This is a genomic window from Nonomuraea endophytica, from assembly GCF_014203235.1.
In the GTDB taxonomy this organism is placed as follows: Bacteria; Actinomycetota; Actinomycetes; order Streptosporangiales; family Streptosporangiaceae; genus Nonomuraea; species Nonomuraea endophytica.
In genome coordinates, this window is record NZ_JACHIN010000016.1 from 106,450 (window position 1) to 127,866 (window position 21,417).

The following is a 21,417-nucleotide window of genomic DNA, read 5'->3' on the forward strand; positions in this document are numbered from 1 at the left end:
GGTGGCGGTGCTGGGTTTGGGGTCGCGGGGGGACACGCAGCCCTGTGTGGCGCTGGCTCATGGGCTGGCCGGGCGGGGGCATGAGGTGGTGGTCGTGGCGGCGCGGCGGTATGCGTCGCTGGTCCGGGACGGGGTGGGGTTCGCGGGGCTGAGTGTGGATCCGGTGGCGATCGCCGGGAGCGCCGAGGGGCGGGCCTGGTTGGAGAGTGGGGCGCTGGGGTTCGTGCGGGGGTTCAGGGAGGTGGTCGAGCCGCTGGCCGAGACACTTGTGGCTGAGGTGGACGCGGCTTGCCGGAAAGCTGATCTGGTGCTCGCTCCGGCCCTCGGCGCTTTCGGCAGGCATCTGCACGACCGGTACGGCATGCCGTACCACATCCTGCACTTCCAGCCAGGGCACCCCACGACCGCCTTCCCGAACCCGCTCATCCCCGCACGGACCCTGGGCCGTCTTGGGAACAGGGCCAGCTATGCCCTGGTCGAGCGGCTCGGCTGGCTGGTGCTCGGCGGGATGGTGAACCGGCTACGGGCGCGAACGCTCGGGCTGGGCAGGCTGCGGGGGAGTCCGTTCGCGGCCGATCGGCGGGATCAGGTGCCGGTTCTGTGTGGGTTCAGCAGGCATGTGGTGCCGCGTCCGGCGGGCTGGCCCGATCATGTGCGGCAGACCGGGTACTGGACGCGGGGCGGCGGGGAGCTTGGGGATGAGCTGACCGCGTTTCTGGAGGCGGGGCCGCGGCCGGTTTACGTGGGGTTCGGGAGCATGGTGCCGGGTGATCCGGTGCGGACGGCCGAGCAGGTTCGGGTGGCGCTCCGGCTGGCGGGGGTTCGGGCTGTGGTGCAGGGGGTGCCGGTGGAGCGGACGGAGGAGGTGCTGCCGGTGGGGGAGGTGGCGCACGAGGCGTTGTTCGCGCGGGTCCGGGCCGTGGTGCACCACGGTGGGGCGGGGACGACGGGTGCGGCGCTGCGGGCCGGGGTGCCGAGTGTGGTGTGCCCGTTCTTCTCCGATCAGCCGTTCTGGGGGCTGCGGGTGGCGGCGCTGGGCGCGGGTCCGCCGCCGTTGCCGATCTCGCGGTTGGTGGCGGGGGAACTGGCCGCGCGGCTGCGGGCCGCGCCGCTATATGAGGAAAAATCCCAGTACATCGGGCGGTTACTGCGCACTGAAGACGGAGTGAAGAACGCTGTGGATCTCATTGAAGAGAGCTGATCGTCCCAGTAGTGTGCTTCATGCCCCCTTGATCCTCCCAGAGTAGGTGCCATGCGACTTCGTCCGCTCATCGTCACCGGACTCGCACTGTCGATGCTGGGCATCGGGATCCCCGCCTGGTCGGCGGACGACCCCCGCAGCTGCAACGACCTCATGTCGAGCGACACGCCCGCCTACGTCATGTGCACGTGGCTGGCCACGCCCGAGGAGGCCGCCGACATCGCGAAGTTCTGGCTGGACAACGACGGCGAGAACATGAAGAACGCCGGGCCCAACAGCGAGGTCGGCGTCGACTGCAGCGAGGCCGAGAACGCCTGCGACCCCAACCTCGAAGGCGACGGCGAGATGCACGACGTCGGCTCGCCCGACGTGGACGGGGCCGAGGACGGCGGCACGCCGGACGCCTGCCCCGACGGCGGCAAGTGCCACATCGACCCCGACGAGGTCTCCGCGACCGAGGCCGCCGCCGCGGAGAAGACCGCGGCCGGGCAGAGCGCCAAGACCGCGCGCACCGACGGCATGCGGGTGTGGATCGACGCCGAGCTCGCCGACGACTGGAAGGCCGGAAAGCTGGCCGAGGCCGCCAAGAAGGTCGCCGCCCTGGCCGCCCAGCCCGGCGTGGTGGGCGTGCGGTTCAGCTCGCAGATCGGCTACAACAAGACGCTGCAGACCGCCGAGGAGATGGACAAGTTCGTCACCGAGGCCGCCCACGCGCTGCGCCAGGCGGTGCCCGGCAAGAAGCTGGCCATCCACACCGTCGTCCCGGCCCTGGGCTGCGGCGCGAACGAGGCCTGCAAGACGGAGATCGGCAAGAAGTACCCGCTGCTCGACCCCGACAAGATCGGCGCCTGGCTGAAGGCGGGCCTGGTCGACCAGCTCGCCCTGGACAACGGCCACCTGTCCACCGAGTACACCACCTGGCGGATCGACGCCGCCGAGGCCCAGCGCAACCAGTGGATCCAGGTCCGGGCCCGCGCCTGGGACTCCTGGGCGCACATCGCCGCCGAGGACGCCGTCTTCACCGGTCCCGGCGCCTCCCGGCTGACCACCGAGCAGGCCACGCAGACGATCACCGACCGCGTCGCCACCCCGCTGCAGGCCGACGCCGCCGAGACCGTCATCCTCTGGACCCGCTGGCAGGACGCCAAGGGCTCGGTCAACCGGGTCCTGGGTGACAAACTCGCCGACAACGCCGCGTGGGAGCAGCTCAAGAAGCTCGACGCGGTCAAGGCCAGGCTGGCCACGATCTACGACCCGGCGACGCCCGAGGTCGACCAGGCCACCGACCTGAAGAAGCTCTCCGAGGTCTTCTCCACGGTGTACGTACGCGCTGCCTGAACCGCATCAGAATGAGCCCGCGCCCCCGGCGCGGGCTTTTTCTTTTCCCTTTTCGGTGGCAAAGAGCGGACAATGGCCTTGCCTTCCCCGATTGCCTGACAGAAAGTCAAGGCGTCAAATGCACGGCCCGCGACCGAGGAGGTACCCCAATGGTCCGACGATGGTTATCCGTCGCCTTCGCGATCTGCGCGACGGCGATTCTGGTGGTGCCGCCGGCCGCGGCGCTGGTGCTGCCCACGCCGCGGGCCTTCGTCTCCAACCTGGATCTGGACTGCTTCAAAACAAACCCATATCAGCCGCCCGCAACCACCCTTACGCTCAGGCACCTCAATCCGCAACTAGGTGACCTGCCCATTCAGACGGTCACCGTCGGCGCCCGCGAACAATTATGTGTTCCGGTCGCGAAAAACAATGTGATTCCGCCGCCCGGCGTCCTCGACTTCGTCAGATTCGTCGACCTGTCCTGCTACCGGATCACCGGCCCGTCCCTCAACAGGAGCATCGTCCTCCACCACCTCAACCCGGTGCTGCAGGACCAGCCGCGCAAGCAGGTCGTGCTGAACCAGCCGCAACAGCTCTGCGTGCCCGTGGCCAAGAACGGCGTGGTCCCGTCAGCCGAGGTCCTTTCGGTGATCCGCCACATCGACCTCGAGTGCTACGGCTTCACCCCCAACCCGGTCATGAACAAGACGCTGAACCTCAGGCAGCTCAACCCGGTGCTGAGCAACATCCCGCCGGCGAACGTGCAGGTCCTGGCCGCCCGCCAGCTCTGCGTGCCCGTGCAGAAGCGCGGCGACGTCATCCCGGACGCGACGCTGAACATCGTGCGCTGGCTGGACCTGGAGAAGTACGACCTCAACGCGGCCACCACCGCGCCGGTGACGTTGAACCTGCGCCACCTCAACCCCGTCCTCGGGCAGTGGCCCGGCGAGACGGCGACGCTGACCGGCCGCTCCCAGCTGGCCGTCCCGGTGGCCAAGAACGGCATGGTCCCGCCCGGGTGATCCCTGAAAGGGGATGACGCCGTACGGCCGCGGCCCGGAGCCGGGCGGCGTCGGGCGGGGTCAACGACCGCTGGAGAGCTGCCAGCCGTCCTTGACCCCGCCCTTCCCGATTCCGAGCGCGGCCAGGATCATCGGGAACGACGCCTTGAACTCCCTCGTCCAGTACGGCCACGTGTGCGTCCCGTTGGAGTACAGGTTGAGCGTGTGCCGGATGCCGAGCCCGTTCAGCCGCCGCGACAGCGCCTTGGCCGTGTACGCCGAGATCGGCTCGCCCAGGTGGGCCGGATGCCAGGGCGAGCCGGGCGGGTCCAGCGGGCCGAGGAAGCTCGTGGTGCCGCTGGAGATGTACAGACTGGTGCCCTTCAGGCCCGGCGCCAGCGCGATCGGGTCGTTCATCGCCCAGACCTTCTTGTCCTTGACCGGGTCGCCCCACAGGGCCTTCGGGTTCTGCTTCTCGCTGGCCTGCGCGTTCATGATGATCTCGGGGATGCCGGGGAGCCGGGTGGCCAGGATGCCGCTGTAGGAGCCGGCGAAGCGGAACATCCCCGGGTAGCGGGCCGCGTACTTCATCGCGCCGTAGGCGCCCATGGACAGGCCGGCGATGGCGCGCCGCGGGCCGCCGCGGTAGCCGATCTCCACCAGGCGGCGCACCTCGTAGGTGTGGAAGGTGGCCCATTTCGGGGTGCCGCCGCGGCCGCCGTTGTGCCAGTCCGAGTAGTTTCCGGCCCGTCCCGCCTCCGGCATGACCACGATCGCGTCCACGTTCTCGGTGAACGCCGCGACGTCGGTCATCCGGGTCCAGGAGGTGTAGTCGTCGGCGCCGCCGTGCAGCAGGTACAGCACCGGCCAGGTCCGCTTCGCCGACTTCGACCAGCCTTTGGGCAGCAGCAGGCGTACCGGCGTCATCCGCCCGATCGACGGCGAGGAGATGAGGATGTCCAGCGTGCGCGGTCCGAGCCACCGCTCGCGCACCACCCGGGCGCTGCCGGGCAGCGCCTTCTGCCAGGGCACGCTCTGCTTCGTGCCTTCCGGTACGGCCGGCGCCTTCGTCGGCCCGCCCTCCGGCACGATCGACCAGTCGGGATCGGCCACCGCGGGCGTGGCGCCGGCGGCGAGGGTGAACGTGATGGCCAGGGCCAGCAGGGCGCGCGATCGCATGGTGGGTTCCTCCGCCGGTGAGGCTAGGGCTCCGCGCGCCGCCCAGCTATGAACCCGCGGCAACGAATCGGCCCGCCAGTTGTCACCCGCGTGACAAATCGCTCCGGAGGAATGTTCGGTACGGGCCTGCCCCCGGCCCCGGCCTCCTGGGTAGGTTGGCCGATCACCCCGGCAGCATGGGAGCGCACGTGGACGTCCGTGGCTTTCTCCTTGAACGGCTCGCGGCCCGGCTGGCCGGCGAGGAGGTCGATCCGGACCGGCCGCTGGAGGAGTACGGACTGTCGTCCAGGGACGCCGTGGCGGTGGCCGGAGAGCTGTCGGAGCTGCTCGGCCGGGACCTGAGCCCCACCCTCGTCTGGGCCAGCCCGACCGTGAACCAGCTGGTACGCGCCCTGTCCGAGCCTCCTTCACCAGAGCGGCAGGTTCGCGCGGCGGACGAGCCGGTCGCGGTGGTCGGAGTCGGGTGCCGGGTGCCGGGCGCGCACGGGCCGGAGGAGTTCTGGCGGCTGCTCATGGACGGGCGGGACGCGGTCGGGACCGTGCCAGGCTCGCGCTGGGCGCCGTTCGACGACGGCTCGGCCGGGGCCGGGGAGGCGCTGGCCAGGACGACCCGGCACGGCGGGTTCCTGGCGGACGTGGCCGGGTTCGACGCCGCGTTCTTCGGCATCGCGCCTGGTGAGGCGGCTGTCATGGATCCGCAGCACCGGTTGCTGCTGGAGACGGCCTGGGAGGCGTTGGAGCACGCCGGGATCGCGCCGCGGAGCCTGCGCGGGAGCCGTACCGGGACGTTTGTTGGTATTTCCGGAAATGAGTATGCCTACCTGACCACCGCCGATCCCGCCAAGGTCGACGCCTGGACGGCCACCGGAGCGGCGTTGAGCATCGCCGCGAACCGCCTGTCCTACCTGCTCGACCTGCGCGGACCCTCGCTGGCCGTGGACACCGCCTGCTCGTCCTCGCTGGTGGCGACCCACCTGGCGGTACGCAGCCTGCGCGCCGGCGAGAGCGACCTGGCGGTGGCGGCGGGCGTCAACCTGCTGCTGTCACCGATCATCACCATGGCCTTCGACCAGGGCGGAGGCACCTCGCCCACCGGCCGGTGCCGCGCCTTCGACGCCTCGGCCGACGGGATGGTACGCGCGGAGGGCTGCGGCGTCGTGGTGCTCAAACGGCTCCCCGACGCGCTGCGCGACGGCGACCGCGTGCTGGCCGTGATCACCGGCACCGGCGTCAACCAGGACGGCCGCTCCAACGGCCTGGTCGCCCCCAACCCGGAGGCGCAGGAGTCGCTGCTCAGACAGGTGCACGCGGGTCTCCCCGACCCCGCCTACATCGAGGCCCACGGAACCGGCACGTACCTGGGCGATCCGATCGAGGCCGGAGCCGTGGCCGCCGCGTTCCCCGACGGACGGGTGCTGCTGGGCTCGGCCAAGTCGAACCTCGGCCACCTGGAGGCGGCGGCGGGCGTGACCGGCCTCATCAAGACCGTCCTGGCGCTGCACCACGGCGTCATTCCACCCAGCATCCACTTCGAGACCCCGAACCCGCACATCCCGTGGGACCGCCTGTCCGTCGTCACCGAGCCCATCCCCTGGCCACGGCCCCGGGCGGGGGTGTCCTCGTTCGGCTTCGGCGGCACCAACGCCCACATAGCCCTGACCGCCGCCCCTCCCGCCACCGTCCTCGCGCCCGCCACGGCGAAGCACGTGTTCACGATCAGCGACATCGATGCGGACCGCGTGAAGGCCCACGCCGAACTGCTGGCCGACTGGGCCTGCCAGGACCGGGCGTCGCGGGACGTGGCACACACACTGGCCAGGCGGGCCGGAAGAGGCCGAGTCGCCACGGCCGTCGTGGCCGCCACCCCCGCCGAACTCGCCGAGGGCCTGCGCACCGTCCGTCCGTCCGCCCTCCCTCCCGTCCGCACGGGTCCCGTATGGGTCTTCAGCGGGTACGGCGGGCAGTGGCGCGACATGGGCCGCCACCTCTACGACACGGAACCCACATACCGGGCGGCCCTCGACGAACTGGCCCCGCTCTTGAAAGCCGAAGCGGGCATAGACCCGTGGATCACCCCCGAAGGCGTCGCCCAGGCCCAGCCCCTGATCTTCGCCACCCAGCTCGCCCTCGCCCGGCTCTGGCAGGCGTACGGCATCCGCCCCGCCGCCGTGATCGGCCACTCAATGGGCGAGGTGGCCGCCGCTGTGGTGGCCGGAGGGCTGAGCCCGCATGACGCCGTCCGGGTGATCTGCCGCCGCGCCCGGCTCCTGGGCACACTCGGCGGCGGCGGCGCGATGGCGATCGTCGAGGCGGCGGCGGACGAGATCCCGGACACCCTCCACATCGCCGTCCACACCTCGCCCCGCCAGACCGTGATCACCGGTGACCCCGACCGGGTGGCGGAGTTCGCCGGGAAGATCGCCGCCTCGGGCCGGCTGGCCAGGACGCTGACGGCCGAAGGCGCCGGCCATTCGCCGCAGGTCAAGCCGCTGCTCCCGCTGATCAGGGAGGAACTGGCCGGGATCGATCCGGGTAAGCCGGCTCTGCCGTACTACTCGACGGTCCTGGATGATCCCCGGGAGGTGCCGGTCTTCGAAGCCGCGTACTGGGCGGCCGGGGTACGCCGCCCGGTGCGCCTGGCACAGGCCGTACGCGCCGCCGCCGAAGACGGCTTCACCGTCTTCACCGAGATCAGCCCGCACCCCCTCCTCACCTCCGCCCTCCGCGACACCCTCACCGGCGGCGGCGCGCTGGTCACCCACTCGCTTCGCCGCGAGGCCGACGAGGAGTTCTACGCCCAGGTGGCGACGGTGGCCGCCGCCGTACCGCCGAGGACGGCCGGGCGGGTCGTGGACGTCCCGCACGCGCCCTGGCGGCACGAGCGCCACTGGGTCCCGCCGCACCGCCGCGCCGGGACACCGGCCGATGGCGTGCACCGGCTGCTGGGCGCGCACGTGGAGACCCCCGACGGCCACGCGTGGAGCACCACTCTGGACGACCTGTCCGGCGCGCCGTGGCGTCTCGACCCCGGCACCTGGCATCGCAACGGCCGCCCGGTGCTGCCGGTCACGGTGGTCGCCCGCCTCGCCCACGCGGCCGCGCGCGAGGTCTGCGGCGCGGTGCCGGTGCACGACGTGGTGCTGCACGCTCTTCTGCCGCTGCCCGCGCGCGTCACGGTGACGCTGTCCGACGGGGTCGTCCGGGTCAGTGCCAAGGACGCAGCCGGGATCTGGAAGGTGTACGGCACCGCCGCGCTCACGCCCGGCCCGACGGCAGAGGGCTTGGAGAGCGTCCGGCGGGTGCGGGCGGACGGGACGGTGGAGGGGGTGGAGCTCCGGGATGTTCCGCAGGTTCCGGCTCGGCTGGAGGACAAGCTGGTCGAGCGGGTCTGGGTCGAGTCGGCTCCTGGGAAGGCGGGGTCGGGGGCTCGGTCCGTGGTCGTGGTGCCACGGGGGCTGGACCCTCTGGGCACGCAGGAGCTGATTCTGCGCATCGCCCGCGAGGCGTCCCCGGGCGAACGGCTGACGATCGTGACCCGGCGGGCGCAGGCCGTACTCGAAGGGGAGAAGCCTGATCCTGGGCCCGCGTCGTTGCGGGGGCTGGTCAGGGTGCTGGCCCTGGAACGTCCCGAGTCGCGGGCCATGCTGGTGGACGTGGACGACCTCGCCGCTCTGGACCGGGAACGGCTCTGCGACGACGCCGAGGACGAGGTGGCCTGGCGGGACGGCACCCGATACGCGGCCCGGCTCAGGCGCATGGTCCTGCCCGCCGCCCCAGGGCACAGGGGTGCTGAGGTGGTGGGGCCGGGGGCGTACGTGGTGACGGGTGGGTTCGGTCGGCTTGGGCTGGCGGTCGCGCGGTGGCTGGCCGGGCGGGGCGCCACGCGGATCGTGTTGAACGGCCGCTCGGCGCCCGAGGGCCCGCTGCCGGATGGCGCGGTGGTGGTCGTGGGGGATCTGGCCGCGGACGGTACGGCGGAGCGGCTGGTCGAGGCGGCCACCGAGGGTGGGCTACGGCTGCGCGGGGTGGTGCACGCGGCCGGGGTGCTCGACGACCGGCTGGTAGCCGATCTTGACGCCGACAGTCTCCACAGGGTGTGGACGGGGAAGGTGCTCGGCGGACTCCGGCTGCACGAGGCCACTCGGGAGGCGGACTGGTGGGTGGCGTTCTCCTCGGCGGCCGCGTTGCTCGGTTCGCCCGGACAGGCCGCCTACGCCGCCGCCAACGCCTGGCTGGACGCGCTCTGCCAGGTGCGCCCGGCGGCTGTCGCCGTCAACTGGGGGACTTGGGCAGGGGCCGCTGCCTTGCCCGCTGTTGAGGCGCTCACCTTGGACGAAGGGCTTGAGGCGCTGGAGGCGCTTGTGGGGCGGGGGTGTTCGGCCGGGGTGGTCAAGCTGGATGCCGGGGCGGCGGTGGCGGCGTTTCCCGGGGTTGGGCGCTTGCCGTACTTCTCGGAGGTGGTCGAGGGGGAGGCGGACGCGGGCGGGGATGTGTCCGCGCGGGTCCGGGGGCGGGTGGCGGCGGTGCTGGGGGTTGATCCGGGGCGGCTCGACGACGGGAGTGTGCTCACCGAGGCGGGGCTGGACTCGCTGGCGGCCACGCGGCTGCGGGGGCTGATCGAGTACGACTTCGGGGTGGTGGTGCCGGTGGCGCCCCTGCTCAACGGGGGGACGCTCGGCGAACTGGTCGCGGCGGTGACCGGCGTGCCCGGCCGGGTGATCGGGCCCCGGGACGCGGCCGAGCGGCAGGTGGTGCGGGTGCTGGCCGAGTTGATGGGGTACGAGCCTTCGGTCACCGACTCCGTCCCGCCCGAGGTGGTGCCGGTCGCGCTGGACGTGCTGGGACGCGAGGTCGGCAGCCGGGTCGTCACCGTCGGCACCCCCGAGGCGCGGATCTGCGACCTGGCCGACGCCATCAGGGCGGTGGAAGAGATAGAGGCGGAACGCGCCCTCCTCCGCCCCCTCAACCACCTCGCCCGAACCCGCCCCAACTACCCGGCAACCCGGAACACGGCCACGGACGACGAGGGAGCAGAACGCCTTGTGCCGGCCATGCGGGGGGCGTTGTTCTTGGGGCATCCGGCCGGTGGGACGACTGGGGTCTACACGTTGCTGGCCGCTCGGCTGGGGCTGCCGGTCTTCGGGCTGGAGCGGATCGACGATCCTGAGCTGGGGATTCCTGAGCGGGCGGCCCGGTATGCCGAGCAGATCCGGCGCACGGGGGCGGGGCCGTACCGGCTGGGAGGGTGGTCGTTCGGGGGGATTCTGGCCTTTGAGACGGGGCGGTTGCTGGGCGAGGACTGCGAGGTCGTGGTGATGATCGACTCCGGGCTGCCCGAGGTAGTGCCGGAGGAGGATCGGCGGCTGCTCCATGCCCGGAGATATGCGGACTTCGCGGGATATCTGGGGAAGACGTATGGGGTGCGGGTGCGGCTTGACCGGGACGAGCTGGCCTCGCTGGACGAGCAGGGCCAGCTGGACCTGGCGGAGGCCCGCATCGCCGAATCAGGCGTCCTGAGCATGCTCAGCCCGGCCATCCTCCGCCACCAGATCACCTCCCACGAGGACACCAGAGCCATCGAGCGCTACCGCCCGGAAATCCACACCGGCCGCGTGATCCTCTACCGCAGCACCGAACCCACCCCCTGGACCGTCGAGGATCCGCGCTACCTGCACCACGACGACCCGGCCAGAGGCTTCGCCCCGTTCAGCCCCGGCCTGGAGATCGTCGAGGTGCCGGGCTCGCACCACCTCAACCTGCTGGACCCGCCCCACGTCGAGTTCGTCGCCGCCCACCTGGAGGACCTGCTATGAACCTGGCACAGGCCGTGGTCGCCGGAGCGCCGCCCGAGGAACTGGCCCGCCTGGACGTGCCCCCCACCTACCGCGCCGCCTACGTCCACCGCGACGAGGTCGGCATGTTCAAGACGGACACAGACACCGACACAGGCACAGACACAGGCACCGACAAGGACGTACGGCTGTCGCTGCACGTCGGCCAGGTGCCGATGCCGGAGCTGGCCCCCGACGAGGTGCTGGTCGCGGTCATGGCCAGCGCGATCAACTACAACACGGTGTGGTCGGCGATGTTCGAGCCGATCCCGACCTTCGCCTTCCTGGAACGGCTGGGCCGCACCGACCCCCGCCACGACCTGTCCACGCATGTCCTCGGCTCGGACGCCGCGGGGGTGGTCGTGCGCACGGGCGCGGCCGTACGCCGGTGGAAGGCCGGCGACCGGGTGGTGACCGGGCCCGCGTACGTGGACGGCGAGGACCCGATCGCCCAGCACGACGGGATGCTGGCCGCGGACCTCCGGGCGTGGGGGTTCGAGACCAACTTCGGCGGGCTGGCGGACTTCGCGGTGGTCAAGGCGACCCAGTTGCTGGCCAAGCCGAGGCATCTGAGCTGGGAGGAGGCGGCCTGCAACCTGCTGTGCGCCGCGACCGCGTACCGGATGCTGGTGGGGGAGCGCGGCGCGCGGATGCGGCAGGGCGACGTCGTGCTGCTGTGGGGGGCGACGGGCGGGCTCGGCGGGTACGGCGTGCAGCTCGTGAAGAACGGGGGCGGCATTCCGGTCGGGGTGGTGAGTTCGCCGGAGAAGGGCGAACTGCTGCGCGCGATGGGGTGTGAGCATGTGATCGACCGGTCGGGGTTCGAGGATCTGGCCGACGAGAAGGACTGGCGGCGGCTCGGGGCCGAGGTACGCAGGCTGGTGGGCGAGGATCCGGGGATCGTGTTCGAGCACACGGGCCGCGAGACGTTCGGGGCCTCGGTCTACGTGGCCAAGCGCGGCGGCGCGGTGGTGACCTGCGGGTCGTCGAGCGGCTACGACCACGCCTACGACAACCGGCACCTGTGGATGAAGCTCAAGCGGATCATCGGCTCCCACGGGGCGAACTACCAGGAGTGCCACGAGGTCAACCGGCTGATCTCGCTGGGGATGGTGCATCCGACGCTGTCGCGCGTCTATCCGCTGGATCAGGCGGGTGAGGCGGCACGGGCCGTACAGACGAACCGGCACGTCGGGAAGGTCGGGGTGCTCGCGCTCGCGCCCGGGGAGGACCTCGGGGTCGAGGACCACGCGCTGCGTGAGCGGATCGGGGAGGAACGGCTCAGGTTGTTCCGCCGAGCGCCTGCCGCGCCCTGAGCACGATCTCCAGCTCGAAGCGGATGTCGGGGTCGGCGAGCTGGTCGCCGTAGAGCTCCTCCAGCTGGCGCAGCCGGTAGCGGACGGTCTGCGGGTGCACGTGCAGCCGCGCGGCCACCTCGCCGGCGCCCCTGCCGTGACGCAACCAGGCCAGCAACGTCTCGGCGAGGCGGTCCTGCTGGGTGGGCCGCAGGTGCGCCAGCGGCGCGAGCCGCGTCTCGGCCAGCGCGCCGATCAGCTCCTCGTCCTTGAACACCACCAGCGTCGCCATGTGGTCGGCGCACCTGAGCAGCCCGCGCGGCAGCACGCCGCGCGCGGACAGCTCCAGCGCCTCGCCGGCCCACCGCAGCGACGTCGAAGCCGCGGCAAGGGGTACCGCAGGCCCGATCGCCGCCTTCAACCCCCGCAGCGCGACGTCCATCGCCTGGCCCTGCCCACGCGGATCGGGCACGAGCAGGCACGGATGGGCACGCTCCAGCCCGGTCAGCACGTCGGGCGGCAGCGCGGGCCGGCGGTACGCGCCGTGCTGGTCGCCCAGCGCCACACAGGCCACGGTCTTGGGCAGCCGCCAGCCGGCCGCCTTGGCCAGGTCGGCGATGGCCTCCTGACCGGCGGGCGGCTGGCTGAGCAGCAGGTCGAGCAGGCGGGTGCGGCGGCGTTCGATCTCTCCGGCGGCGTGCGCCTTCGCCTCGTCGAAGCCTTCGGCGGCGGCGTCGGCGAGCTGGTCGAGGTAGACGAAGATGGCCTCGCCCAGGTCGTAGAGCGACTGGGGCGACAGGCCGAGCGGCTCGGCGATCTCCGTGAGCCGCCGCCAGCCCACCCGGGCGCCGAGGCGCAGCGCGGTCTGCAGGGGTTCGAGGTTACGTCCCTCGGCGGCCTCGCCCCGGCCGATCATGCGGAACGGCTCGGGGTCCCAGGCGGCGTCAGGGTTCTCGATGCGGTCGAGGAAGCCGTAGATGGCCTGCTCCACGGCCATCCGGATGACCTTGATGTACACCTCGTCCGACGGTCGGGCGTACTCGGGGATGCGGGCCTGGATCTCCTCGATCACCTCGGTGGAGACCCGGCCGATGCCTTGCCGGAGTGTCGTCACGACGTCCGCGGGCGTCCGGGTGTCGCTCCTGATGGCCATGGTCCCTCCCGACGCCATTGTGACTTATGCGCCAGAAGAGTGGGTAGCAAGTGCTTGTTTTTGTCACCGTTCGAGAAAGTTGCCGAGCTCCCGCACGTTGATCAGCCCGTCGCCGTCCAGGTCCAGCTGCTTGACGGCCTCTTCGGCGCGCTCGAGCGTGACCGGCTGGCCCATGATCTCCATCAGCCGCACGAACTCCTCGGGCGAGATGAGCCCGTCGTTGTCGGCGTCGATCAGCTTGAAGGTCGCCTCGTAGTCGTTCATTGATGTTCCTCCTGTGTCGGGTCAGACCTTAGTGGCGAATCATCGGAGCGAGTCGAGAAATGCCATGACTTGCTGGCGTTTGTCGACACACCGCCGTCTGGCACGAGGCCCCCACCTACCCCACCAATCCCCCCTTCGAACCCACCCCTGCCCTCCACCCGCCCTCACCCCTCCGCCCGCCCTCACCCTCCACTCGGACGCGACGCTCTGATTGGGTGGGTCGCAAGCCGGATATGTCCGGATAAAAATCACGGGCGCAGGCCGGAAACATCCGGCTAGGGTCAGATCTCATGGGGGAAAATCTCGTGATCCATTCCGCGCCCAACCTGCGCGACGTAGGCGGCCAGGTCACCAGGGACGGCAGGAAGGTGCGCACCGGCCTGGCCTTCCGGGCGGGCGTTCTCGACCGGCTCGACGAGCAGGACCAGCGCCGCCTGCACGACGTCGGCGTGCGGCTGGTGTGCGACCTGCGTACCTCCACGGAACGCTCCGAGCAGCCCGACCGCCTGGCCGACGGCACCCCCTACCTCGTGCTGGACGTGCAGCGCGGCGGCGGTCACGGGGCCGACATCGCCGCCCTGTTCACCTCGCCGGACCAGGCGAAGGCGCTGCGCTCACCACGGGCCGCGGAGAACTTCATCCTCGAGGTCTACCGCTCCTTCATCACCACCCAGGAGGCCCACGAGGCCTACGCCGACCTCCTGCGCGCCCTCGCCAAGCCCGGCACCCTCTTCCACTGCACCGCCGGCAAGGACCGCACCGGCTGGGCCGCCGCCCTGCTCCTCACCCTGCTGGGCGTGGACCGCGAGACCGTCATGGCCGACTACCTGGCCAGCAATGCCCACCTGGAAGCCATAGCCGTGGGCCTCTACGACCTCGCCGCCCAGCACGGCATCGACCGCGAGCTGGTCCGCCCGCTGCTGGAGGTCCGCGAGAGCTACCTCAACGCGGCTTTCGACCAGGTAGAAGCCACATACGGCGATATTTCGGGTTATGTACGGCATGGCCTCGGCCTAACCGAGATCGACCTCCAAGCCCTCCGCGACCTCTACCTCCACTAGCGACTACCTCCACTAGCGACTCGCCCGGCACCTCCACGAGCGACCCAAACTCAGTACGTCCGCTAACGGCTCATTCTGGCCGCCAGTGCCGCACCCACCCGCTGCACATGCGCGTCCCCGGCCGGATCCAGCCCGGTCAGCGCCGCCACCCGCCGCAGCCGGTAGTCCACGGTGTTGGGATGCAGGTGCAGCGCCTCGGCCGTGGCCCGGCGGGATCGTCCGTGGCGCAGGTGGGCCTCAAGCGTGCGCAGCAGCTCCGGGTGCGCGTCCAGCGGATCGAGCAGCGCGGCCAGCTCGCGGGAGGCAGCAGTGGGCCGGGTGAGCTGGTACTCCAGCAGCACGTCCGTCAACCGGTAAAGACCCGGCCCGCGGCCGAACCAGCCCACGACGTCCAGCACCTCCCGGGTCTGCCGCATCTGCTCGGGCACCTCGGCTGGCGTGGCCTGGGCAGCGGCGGCGGTCACCGGCCCGCGGCCCGCCTCCGCCAGCCGTACCACCAGGAGTTCCAGCCGCTCCCACGGCCCCGACCAGGGCAGCAGCGCGGCGCCGGCGGGCCGGTCGAAGAGCGTGCCGGGCGCGAACGCCTCCAGCTCGCGCTCGATCCGGTGCAGCTTGCGTCGCGTGGCGACCGCGCCGCCTTCCCCGGCCGACAGCGACAGGACGGTGTAGGCGGGGGCCAGGCCGTCCACGTGCTCGCCGTTGAGCAGGGCCGACAGCAGGCGGTGCCGTTCGTCGCGCTCCTCGGCCGACAGGCGGCTGCGCTCGTCGAAGTAGGTGGAGGTGACCACCTCGGTGACCCGCCGCGTGTAGGCGAGGATCAGCTCGGTGCAGGCCAGCACGTCGGCCAGGTCGCCGGGTTCGGCCCGGGAGGTCAGCGTCCGCCAGGTCTCGGCGAAGGCCAGGTGGTAGGCCTCGATGAGCGCGCCGGGCGGCATGCCCTGCTCGGCGCCCCTGATCGCGGTCTCGGCGACCCGGCCGCCCGGCTCGGCGGGCACCCTACGCTCGCGCAGTGCCTGGGACAGCGCGAGGAGGTTCTCCTCGACGAGCGTGACGATGTCGTGGGCCACTTCCCCGGCGGGCAGGTCGCGGTAGTGCGCGACGTCGGCCAGCATCCGCGCCACGAGCACGCGGGCCAGCCGGGTCCGCTCGTGCGCGAGCCAGCGGTGCACGCTCACGCCGCCGATCGTCAGCTCTTTGTCATGGGTCACAATGAACTCTGCGAATCGCTCCAATAGATTCCTCGGTCCGCCCATTCAACTATGTAACGCATGACAACGCCCAGGGTAGGCCTCGCGGAGAAGGCCGGCTTCTTCGCCGGCAACGTGGGCAACATCGTGTTCAGCACGACGATCAACTCGTTTCTGCTGATCTACCTGACCGACGAGATCGGGCTGGCCGCCGCCGCGGTGGGCACGCTGTTCCTTGTCGCGCGCATCGTGGACGGCATCAGCGACCCGGTGATGGGTTACGTGGTCGACCATCTGCCGGTGACCCGGTGGGGCAGGTTCCGCACCTACCTGCTGGTCGGTGGGGCGATCGGCGCCTTCAGCTTCGTCGCGCTGTTCCTGGCTCCGGCGTTGTCCCCGGCGCCGCTGGTGGCGGTCTGGGTGGCGTACCTGCTGTGGGGGTTCGCCTTCGACCTCATGGACATCCCGCTCAACTCTCTGATCCCGGCCATGGCCACACATCCCGGTGACCGCCGCCAGCTCTCCGGCATCAAGGCGTTCTCGTATCTGTTCGGCGGCGCGGTGGTGACCGCGGCGGCGTTGCCGCTGGCCGACCGGATCGGCTGGCCGGCGTTCGTGATCGGGCTGGCGGTGGTCTCGCTCCTGCTCACCTCGCTCGCCGCGACCAGGGTGCGCGAGCGCGTCACTCCCGTCCGCCAGGACAGGTACGGCTGGCGCGACCTGGCCAGAATGTTGCTGGCCAACAAGGCGGTGATCATCCTGCTCGGCACCGTCATCGCCCTGACCGCGGCCGGCGGGGCGCGCAGCGCCGGGATGGCCTATTACTTCACCTACTTCGTCGGCGATCGCGGCCTGATCGCCGTGGCCGCGCTGGCCACGGTCCTGCCGACGGCCCTCGGCACGATCGTCTTCCCCTGGCTGGCGCGCTTCTTCGGCTACAAGGCCACCTTCGTCGGCGCCCTGGTGTTGGAGGCGGTCGCGATCGGCGGCCTGCTGGTCGTGCCCGCCACGGGCTGGCCGCTGGCCCTGGTCGCGCTCGGCGTGACCGCGTTCGGCGGCGGCGGCGCGCTCACCATGATCTACGTGATCGTCGCCGAGCTCGTGGACTACGTCGAATGGCGGCACGGCTACCGCGTCGAGGGCGCGATGGCCTCGCTCGGCTCGTTCGCCGCCAAGGCCGGTGGCGGGATCGGCGCGGCGCTGACCGGCTACACGCTCGCGATGACCGGTTACCTCGCCGGGCAGGAGCAGACCGCCGAAGGGCTGCGCGGCATCGTGCTGGCCCAGTCACTGCTGCCCGGCGGCCTGGCGCTGCTGGCCGCCGTGCTGTTCGCGCTCTACCCCATCTCCCGGCAACTGGCCGCGCGCGTGGCCGGCGAGCTGGCCCAGCGGAGGGAGTCCGATGCGGTTTCCGCCCGGTAGGTGGCGCGGCCAGTGGATCTGGTCGCCCAGCCCCACGATCCGCCCCGCCGCCCGCGGTTCGCTGCTGCCGGAGGCGTACGACCGGCGGGTGCTGTTCCGCCGTGTGTTCACGCTGGACGAGGTCCCCGAAACCGCCCCCTTCCGGGTGACGGCCGACTCCCGGTACGTGCTCTACGTCAACGGGGCGGAACTGGCTCGCGGACCGGTCCGCCACGGTCCGCGCACGCTGCACTACGACACCGGCGACGCCGCGCCCGCGCTGCGCCTCGGCCGCAACGCGGTGGCCATCTTCGCCCGCTTCTACGGCCACGCCACCCCCTGGTGGGAACCGTCGCCGCCGACCTTCACACTCGGCGGCGGCTGCCTGGTCGCCGAGCTGCGGCTGGGCGAGGAGTGGCTGGTCACCGACGAGACCTGGTCGTGCCACGAACCCACCGCCTGGACCCCCGCTGAACCCAGACACCACCTGCTCTCGCAACTACCCGAGGTCTTCGACGCCAGAAAACTCGACCCGACCTGGACCCTCCCCAACCACGACGACGGCTTCTGGCAGCCCGTCCGGGTCATCGAGGCGCGGGCGGTCGTCGGTGGCAACCCTGACGCACATCCGCCCTCCGACCCGTTCGGCGCGCTGCAACTCCGGCCGATCCCGCCGCTAACCTCCTCGGTACGGCAGGCCGAACTCGGCCCCGACCTGGTGGCCGACTTCGGGCAGGTGGTCAGCGGAACGCTGCGGCTGGCAGCGCGCGGGCAGGCGGGGGCGACGGTCAGCGGCGCGGTCGCCGAGGTCGTGACCCCGGCCGGGCTGGAGATCGCCAACCGGTTCGCCTACACGTTGCGCGGCCACGACGACGTCTTCGAGATGACCGACCCGGTCGGCGGACGGTACGCGGTGCTGGAGGTCACCGGCGGCGCCGAGGTGGCCTCGGTCGAGGTGGTCGAGAGGCTGCGCCCGCGCCAGGAGGGGCCGTACTTCGCCTGCTCAGACCCCGAGCTGGACGCCGTGTTCCGGGCGGCGCTGCGTACCGTGGACCTGACCTCCCACGACGCCTACATCGACTGTCCCACCCGCGAGCAGCGGGCCTGGACCGGCGACTCGGTCGTGCACCAGTCCGTGGACCTGGTCGCCAACCCCGACTGGAGCCTCGCCCGCCACCACCCGGCGCTGGCCGCGCAGCCCCGCCCGGACGGGATGTTGCCGATGGTGGTCGCCGGCGACTTCGCCGCCCAGGATCTGCCGACGATCCCCGACTGGTCGCTGCACTGGATCAGGTCCGTGCACAACCTCTACCGCTACACGGGAGACCGCTCGCTCGTCGCGGACCTGCTGGCCAGTGCAGAAGGCGTGCTGCGCTGGTTCCTGCCCTTCCGCGGCGACGACGGGCTGCTGCACGACGTCACCGGCTGGGTGCTGATCGACTGGTCGCCCGTCCAGGTGCGCGGGACCAGCGCCGCGCTGAACGCCCTGTGGGGCCGGGCGCTGGCCGACTTCGCGGAGATGTCCGAGTGGCTCGGCGACCTCGGCCGCGCGTCGTGGGCGCGCGGCCTGCACGCCGCGCTGGCCCTCGGCTTCGAGGTCTTCTGGGACGTACGGCGCGGCGCCTACCGCGACCACCTGCTCACCGGGTCGGTCAGCGAGCATACGGCCGCCGCGGCGGTCTGCGCCGGGCTCGTGCCAACCTCGCGCCAGCCGGCGGTCCGTGAGCTGCTCCTGGACCGGCGAGCCATGTTCACCCGCAGCCCGATGGGCGCACGCGGCGCCGACCGGGACGGCCCGGTCGCCACCGATCCGGTCAGCCTGCGCCCGGCCCCCGACTGGGACGTGGACCATCAGGTCGTGGGGGCGCAGCCGTTCTTCCGCTACGTCGTGCACGACGCGCTGGCCCTGCTGGGCGCTGCCGACCGGATCGCCGGGCTCTGCCGGGACTGGACCGCTCTGACCGAGGCCGGGACGTTCCGCGAGTGCTGGGACGGCGGCTCCTACTGCCACGGCTGGTCCGCCACGCCCGCGCGCGACCTGCTCGTCCACACCCTGGGGATCACGCCGGCCGAGCCCGGCTACGCCAAGGTGCGGGTGGCGCCCAGGCTGGGCGAGCTGGCCTGGGCGCGCGGGGCCGTACCCTCGCCGCACGGTCTGATCGTGGTCGAGGTCCACGGCACGGAGATCAAGGTGGACGCCCCCGTGCCGGTGGAGATCGTGCGGCCCTAGCCACCGCGCCCTAGACCACCGCGCCCGAGCCTTCGCGGGTACGGCGGGCGCGCGGCTGGGGCGGCTGCGGTGGCGGCTGCCTGCTGCGGCGCTCCAGCGCGATGGCGGTGGGCCCGGCCACGAACGACGACGACAGCGTGCCCACCACGATGCCGATGAGGAGCGCGATCGCGAAGTCACGCAGCGAGTCGCCGCCGAACACGGCCAGCGCCGAGAGGATGAACAGCGCCCCGAGCCCGGTGTTCACGGTGCGTGGCACGGTCTGCAGGATCGCGCTGTTCACCACGGTGGCGAAGGACGTCTTCGGCTGGGCGGTCCATATCTCCCTGACCCGGTCGAAGACCACCACCTTGTCGTTGACCGAGTAGCCGACGATGGTGAGCATCGCCGCCAGGAACACCCCGTCGATCGGCTTGCCCAGCCAGGCGAACGCGCCGAGCACCACGACGGCGTCCACGAACAGCGCGCCCACCGCAGCGGCACCGAACGTCCAGCGGAAGCGCACCGCCAGGTAGACGAGCTGCGCGGCCAGCGCCACGCCGAGCGCGATCAGCGCGTTGCGCCGCAGCTCCTCGCCGAGCGATGGCCCGATCAGCTCGTCACGCTGCTTGGTGACCTCGCCCAGCGCCTCCTGGATCTTCGCCGCGTCGTCCGCGGAGATCTGTCCGGTACGCACGGAGATGGCGTCGTTCGAGGTCTGCACGACCGCATGGGGGAAGCCCGCGTTGGCGACGAGTTGCCTGGCGGCGTCCGCGCCGACCGGCTTGCTCGTGGCGAACTCCATGATCCGCCCGCCGGTGAACTCCACGCCGAAGTTCAGCCCGCGTACGGCCAGCCCGGCGAACGCCAGCACCAGCAGCCCGCCCGCGACCGCCGTCCAGAGCCTGCGCCGGCCCATCAGGTCGGGGTTACGCGCGGTGAGCCATATCCGGATCCGGCCGACCGAGCCGAGCCCGGAGACCTTGGGCGGCACCCGGTCGATGATCCAGTGGGCGAGCACGCGGGTGATCAGCATGGCGGAGACCAGCGAGGCCAGTACGCCGATCGACAGCGTCACGCCGAACCCCTTCACCGGGCCCGAGGCCAGCCAGAACAGCAGCCCGGCCGCCAGCAAGGTGGTGACGTTGGAGTCGGCGATGGCGCTCCAGGCGTTCTTGAAGCCCCGGTTGAGCGCCTGGCCCAGGCCGCCGGCTCTGGGGCCCTTGACGCGGGTGGCGCCGGCGGCGCCGTACTCCTCCCTGGCTCTTTCGAAGACCAGCACGTTGGCGTCGACGGCCATGCCGATCGCGAGCACGAACCCGGCGAGGCCGGGCAGCGTGAGCGTCGCGCCGAGCGCGACGAGGGCGGCGTAGGAGATCAGCGCGTAGGCGGCCAGGGCGAGCGCCGCCAGCAGGCCGACCAGGCGGTAGATCACGATGATGAACAGCGCGGTGAGCGCCACGCCGACCACGCCCGCCTTGGCGCTGGCCGCGATGGCGTCGGCGCCCAGCGTGGGGCCGACCGTCCGCTGCTCGACGATCGTCAGCGGCACCGGCAGCGAGCCGCCCTTGATCAGCACGGACAGGTCGGTGGCCTCCTGGGGGGTGAAGTTGCCGGTGATCGAGGTACGCCCGCCGGGCATGCCGACCCGGCACTGCGTCTCCTGGACCACCTCGGGCGAGGAGATGATCTTGTTGTCGAGCACGATCGCGACCCGGCGCTTGGGGTCGCCCATGGGCTCGCAGGCGGCGGCCCCGGTGAGCTGCTGCCAGGGCCCCGGCTCGCGGAAGTCGACGGTGACGAACCAGCCCGGTCCCTGCTGCGGATCGGTACGGGCCCCGGCGTCCGACACCCCCTCACCGGTGATGACCGCGGGCCCGAGCGTGAGCTTCTGCCCCGACTCGTCCGGCAGCCCCTTACCGGTCGTGTCGAGCCCCTGCACCGCGTGGAAGGAAAGCTGCGCCGTCCGCCCGATCACGTCGGCGGCCTTGCGCGGATCGAGCACGCCGGGCAGCTCGACGATGATCCGTTTCTCACCCGAGCGGACCATCGTCGGATCGACCACGCCGAGCGCGTCGGCACGGCGTTGCAACACCTGCGCCGCCCGGTCGGTGGCGGCGGCGTCCGCCTTGACGGTCGGCGAGTCCCTCGCCTCGAACACGAGCTGAGTGCCGCCGCGCAGGTCGAGCCCGAGCCGCGGCGACATGGTGAACGCCAGGAACAAAGAGGTCGCGATGACGGCCAGCGCCGCCACCGCGCGCCACAAGGGCGCACGTGACATGGGAGCCTCCACAGGCTTGACACCGAGACGGCGC

Annotated in this window: 13 protein-coding genes; 8 read left to right on the top strand and 5 right to left on the bottom strand. The window is 71.7% G+C overall.

Annotated elements, in window-relative coordinates; translation table 11 throughout:
• Nucleotides 1–7 precede the first annotated feature (7 nt).
• From HNR40_RS56825 to HNR40_RS43155, 3 genes are all read left to right on the top strand, one after another.
• Entirely contained in the window at nucleotides 8–1,201 is a 1,194-nt protein-coding gene (locus HNR40_RS56825) for a glycosyltransferase (protein WP_312896753.1), read from the top strand.
• Between the two features lie 51 nt (nucleotides 1,202–1,252).
• The gene (locus tag HNR40_RS43150) at nucleotides 1,253–2,539 is read left to right on the top strand and encodes a hypothetical protein (RefSeq protein WP_184972157.1); all 1,287 of its coding nucleotides are present in this window, start codon (nucleotides 1,253–1,255) and stop codon (nucleotides 2,537–2,539) included.
• Nucleotides 2,540–2,688: 149 nt separating this feature from the next.
• Nucleotides 2,689–3,543: a hypothetical protein gene (locus HNR40_RS43155; protein WP_184972159.1), complete on the top strand. Its 855-nt coding sequence runs from the start codon at nucleotides 2,689–2,691 to the stop codon at nucleotides 3,541–3,543.
• A 60-nt stretch (nucleotides 3,544–3,603) separates the two neighbouring features.
• Here the strand turns inward: HNR40_RS43155 and HNR40_RS43160 are convergent, their stop codons facing one another.
• A complete protein-coding gene (locus HNR40_RS43160) occupies nucleotides 3,604–4,701 on the bottom strand; it encodes an alpha/beta hydrolase (protein WP_184972161.1) in 1,098 nt (365 codons plus the stop codon).
• Nucleotides 4,702–4,889: 188 nt separating this feature from the next.
• Between HNR40_RS43160 and HNR40_RS43165 the strand changes: the two genes are divergently transcribed.
• Together HNR40_RS43165 and ccrA are read left to right on the top strand one after the other, a co-directional pair.
• A complete protein-coding gene (locus tag HNR40_RS43165; protein ID WP_312896747.1) occupies nucleotides 4,890–10,514 on the top strand; it encodes a polyketide synthase in 5,625 nt (1,874 codons plus the stop codon).
• Nucleotides 10,511–11,848, top strand: a complete 1,338-nt coding sequence (gene ccrA / locus HNR40_RS43170; RefSeq protein WP_184972165.1) for a crotonyl-CoA carboxylase/reductase — start codon at nucleotides 10,511–10,513, stop codon at nucleotides 11,846–11,848. Before HNR40_RS43165 ends, ccrA begins: the two co-directional genes overlap by 4 nt.
• On the opposite strand, the gene HNR40_RS43175 is transcribed toward ccrA, so the two are convergent.
• Together HNR40_RS43175 and HNR40_RS43180 are read right to left on the bottom strand one after the other, a co-directional pair.
• On the bottom strand, nucleotides 11,814–12,980 hold the full coding sequence (locus HNR40_RS43175; protein ID WP_221341537.1) for a PucR family transcriptional regulator: 1,167 nt from the start codon (nucleotides 12,978–12,980) through the stop codon (nucleotides 11,814–11,816). The two genes, ccrA and HNR40_RS43175, sit on opposite strands and share 35 nt — an antisense overlap.
• A gap of 63 nt (nucleotides 12,981–13,043) precedes the next feature.
• The gene (locus HNR40_RS43180; protein WP_184972168.1) at nucleotides 13,044–13,244 is read right to left on the bottom strand and encodes an EF-hand domain-containing protein; all 201 of its coding nucleotides are present in this window, start codon (nucleotides 13,242–13,244) and stop codon (nucleotides 13,044–13,046) included.
• A gap of 290 nt (nucleotides 13,245–13,534) precedes the next feature.
• On the opposite strand from HNR40_RS43180, the gene HNR40_RS43185 reads away from it, so the two are divergent.
• A complete protein-coding gene (locus tag HNR40_RS43185; protein ID WP_184972170.1) occupies nucleotides 13,535–14,305 on the top strand; it encodes a tyrosine-protein phosphatase in 771 nt (256 codons plus the stop codon).
• A 62-nt stretch (nucleotides 14,306–14,367) separates the two neighbouring features.
• Here the strand turns inward: HNR40_RS43185 and HNR40_RS57610 are convergent, their stop codons facing one another.
• On the bottom strand, nucleotides 14,368–15,513 hold the full coding sequence (locus HNR40_RS57610; RefSeq protein WP_184972172.1) for a PucR family transcriptional regulator: 1,146 nt from the start codon (nucleotides 15,511–15,513) through the stop codon (nucleotides 14,368–14,370).
• A 60-nt stretch (nucleotides 15,514–15,573) separates the two neighbouring features.
• Here HNR40_RS57610 and HNR40_RS43195 point away from each other — a divergent pair, with 60 nt between their 5' ends.
• Nucleotides 15,574–16,914, top strand: coding sequence for an MFS transporter (locus HNR40_RS43195; RefSeq protein WP_184972174.1), 1,341 nt, complete (start codon nucleotides 15,574–15,576; stop codon nucleotides 16,912–16,914).
• A complete protein-coding gene (locus tag HNR40_RS43200; RefSeq protein WP_184972176.1) occupies nucleotides 16,895–19,123 on the top strand; it encodes an alpha-L-rhamnosidase-related protein in 2,229 nt (742 codons plus the stop codon). Before HNR40_RS43195 ends, HNR40_RS43200 begins: the two co-directional genes overlap by 20 nt.
• Nucleotides 19,124–19,133: 10 nt before the next feature.
• Here HNR40_RS43200 and secD read toward each other — a convergent pair whose 3' ends face one another.
• Nucleotides 19,134–21,383 (bottom strand): protein translocase subunit SecD, encoded by a 2,250-nt coding sequence (secD, locus tag HNR40_RS43205; protein WP_184972179.1) that lies wholly within the window; start codon nucleotides 21,381–21,383, stop codon nucleotides 19,134–19,136.
• Nucleotides 21,384–21,417: the final 34 nt, after the last annotated feature.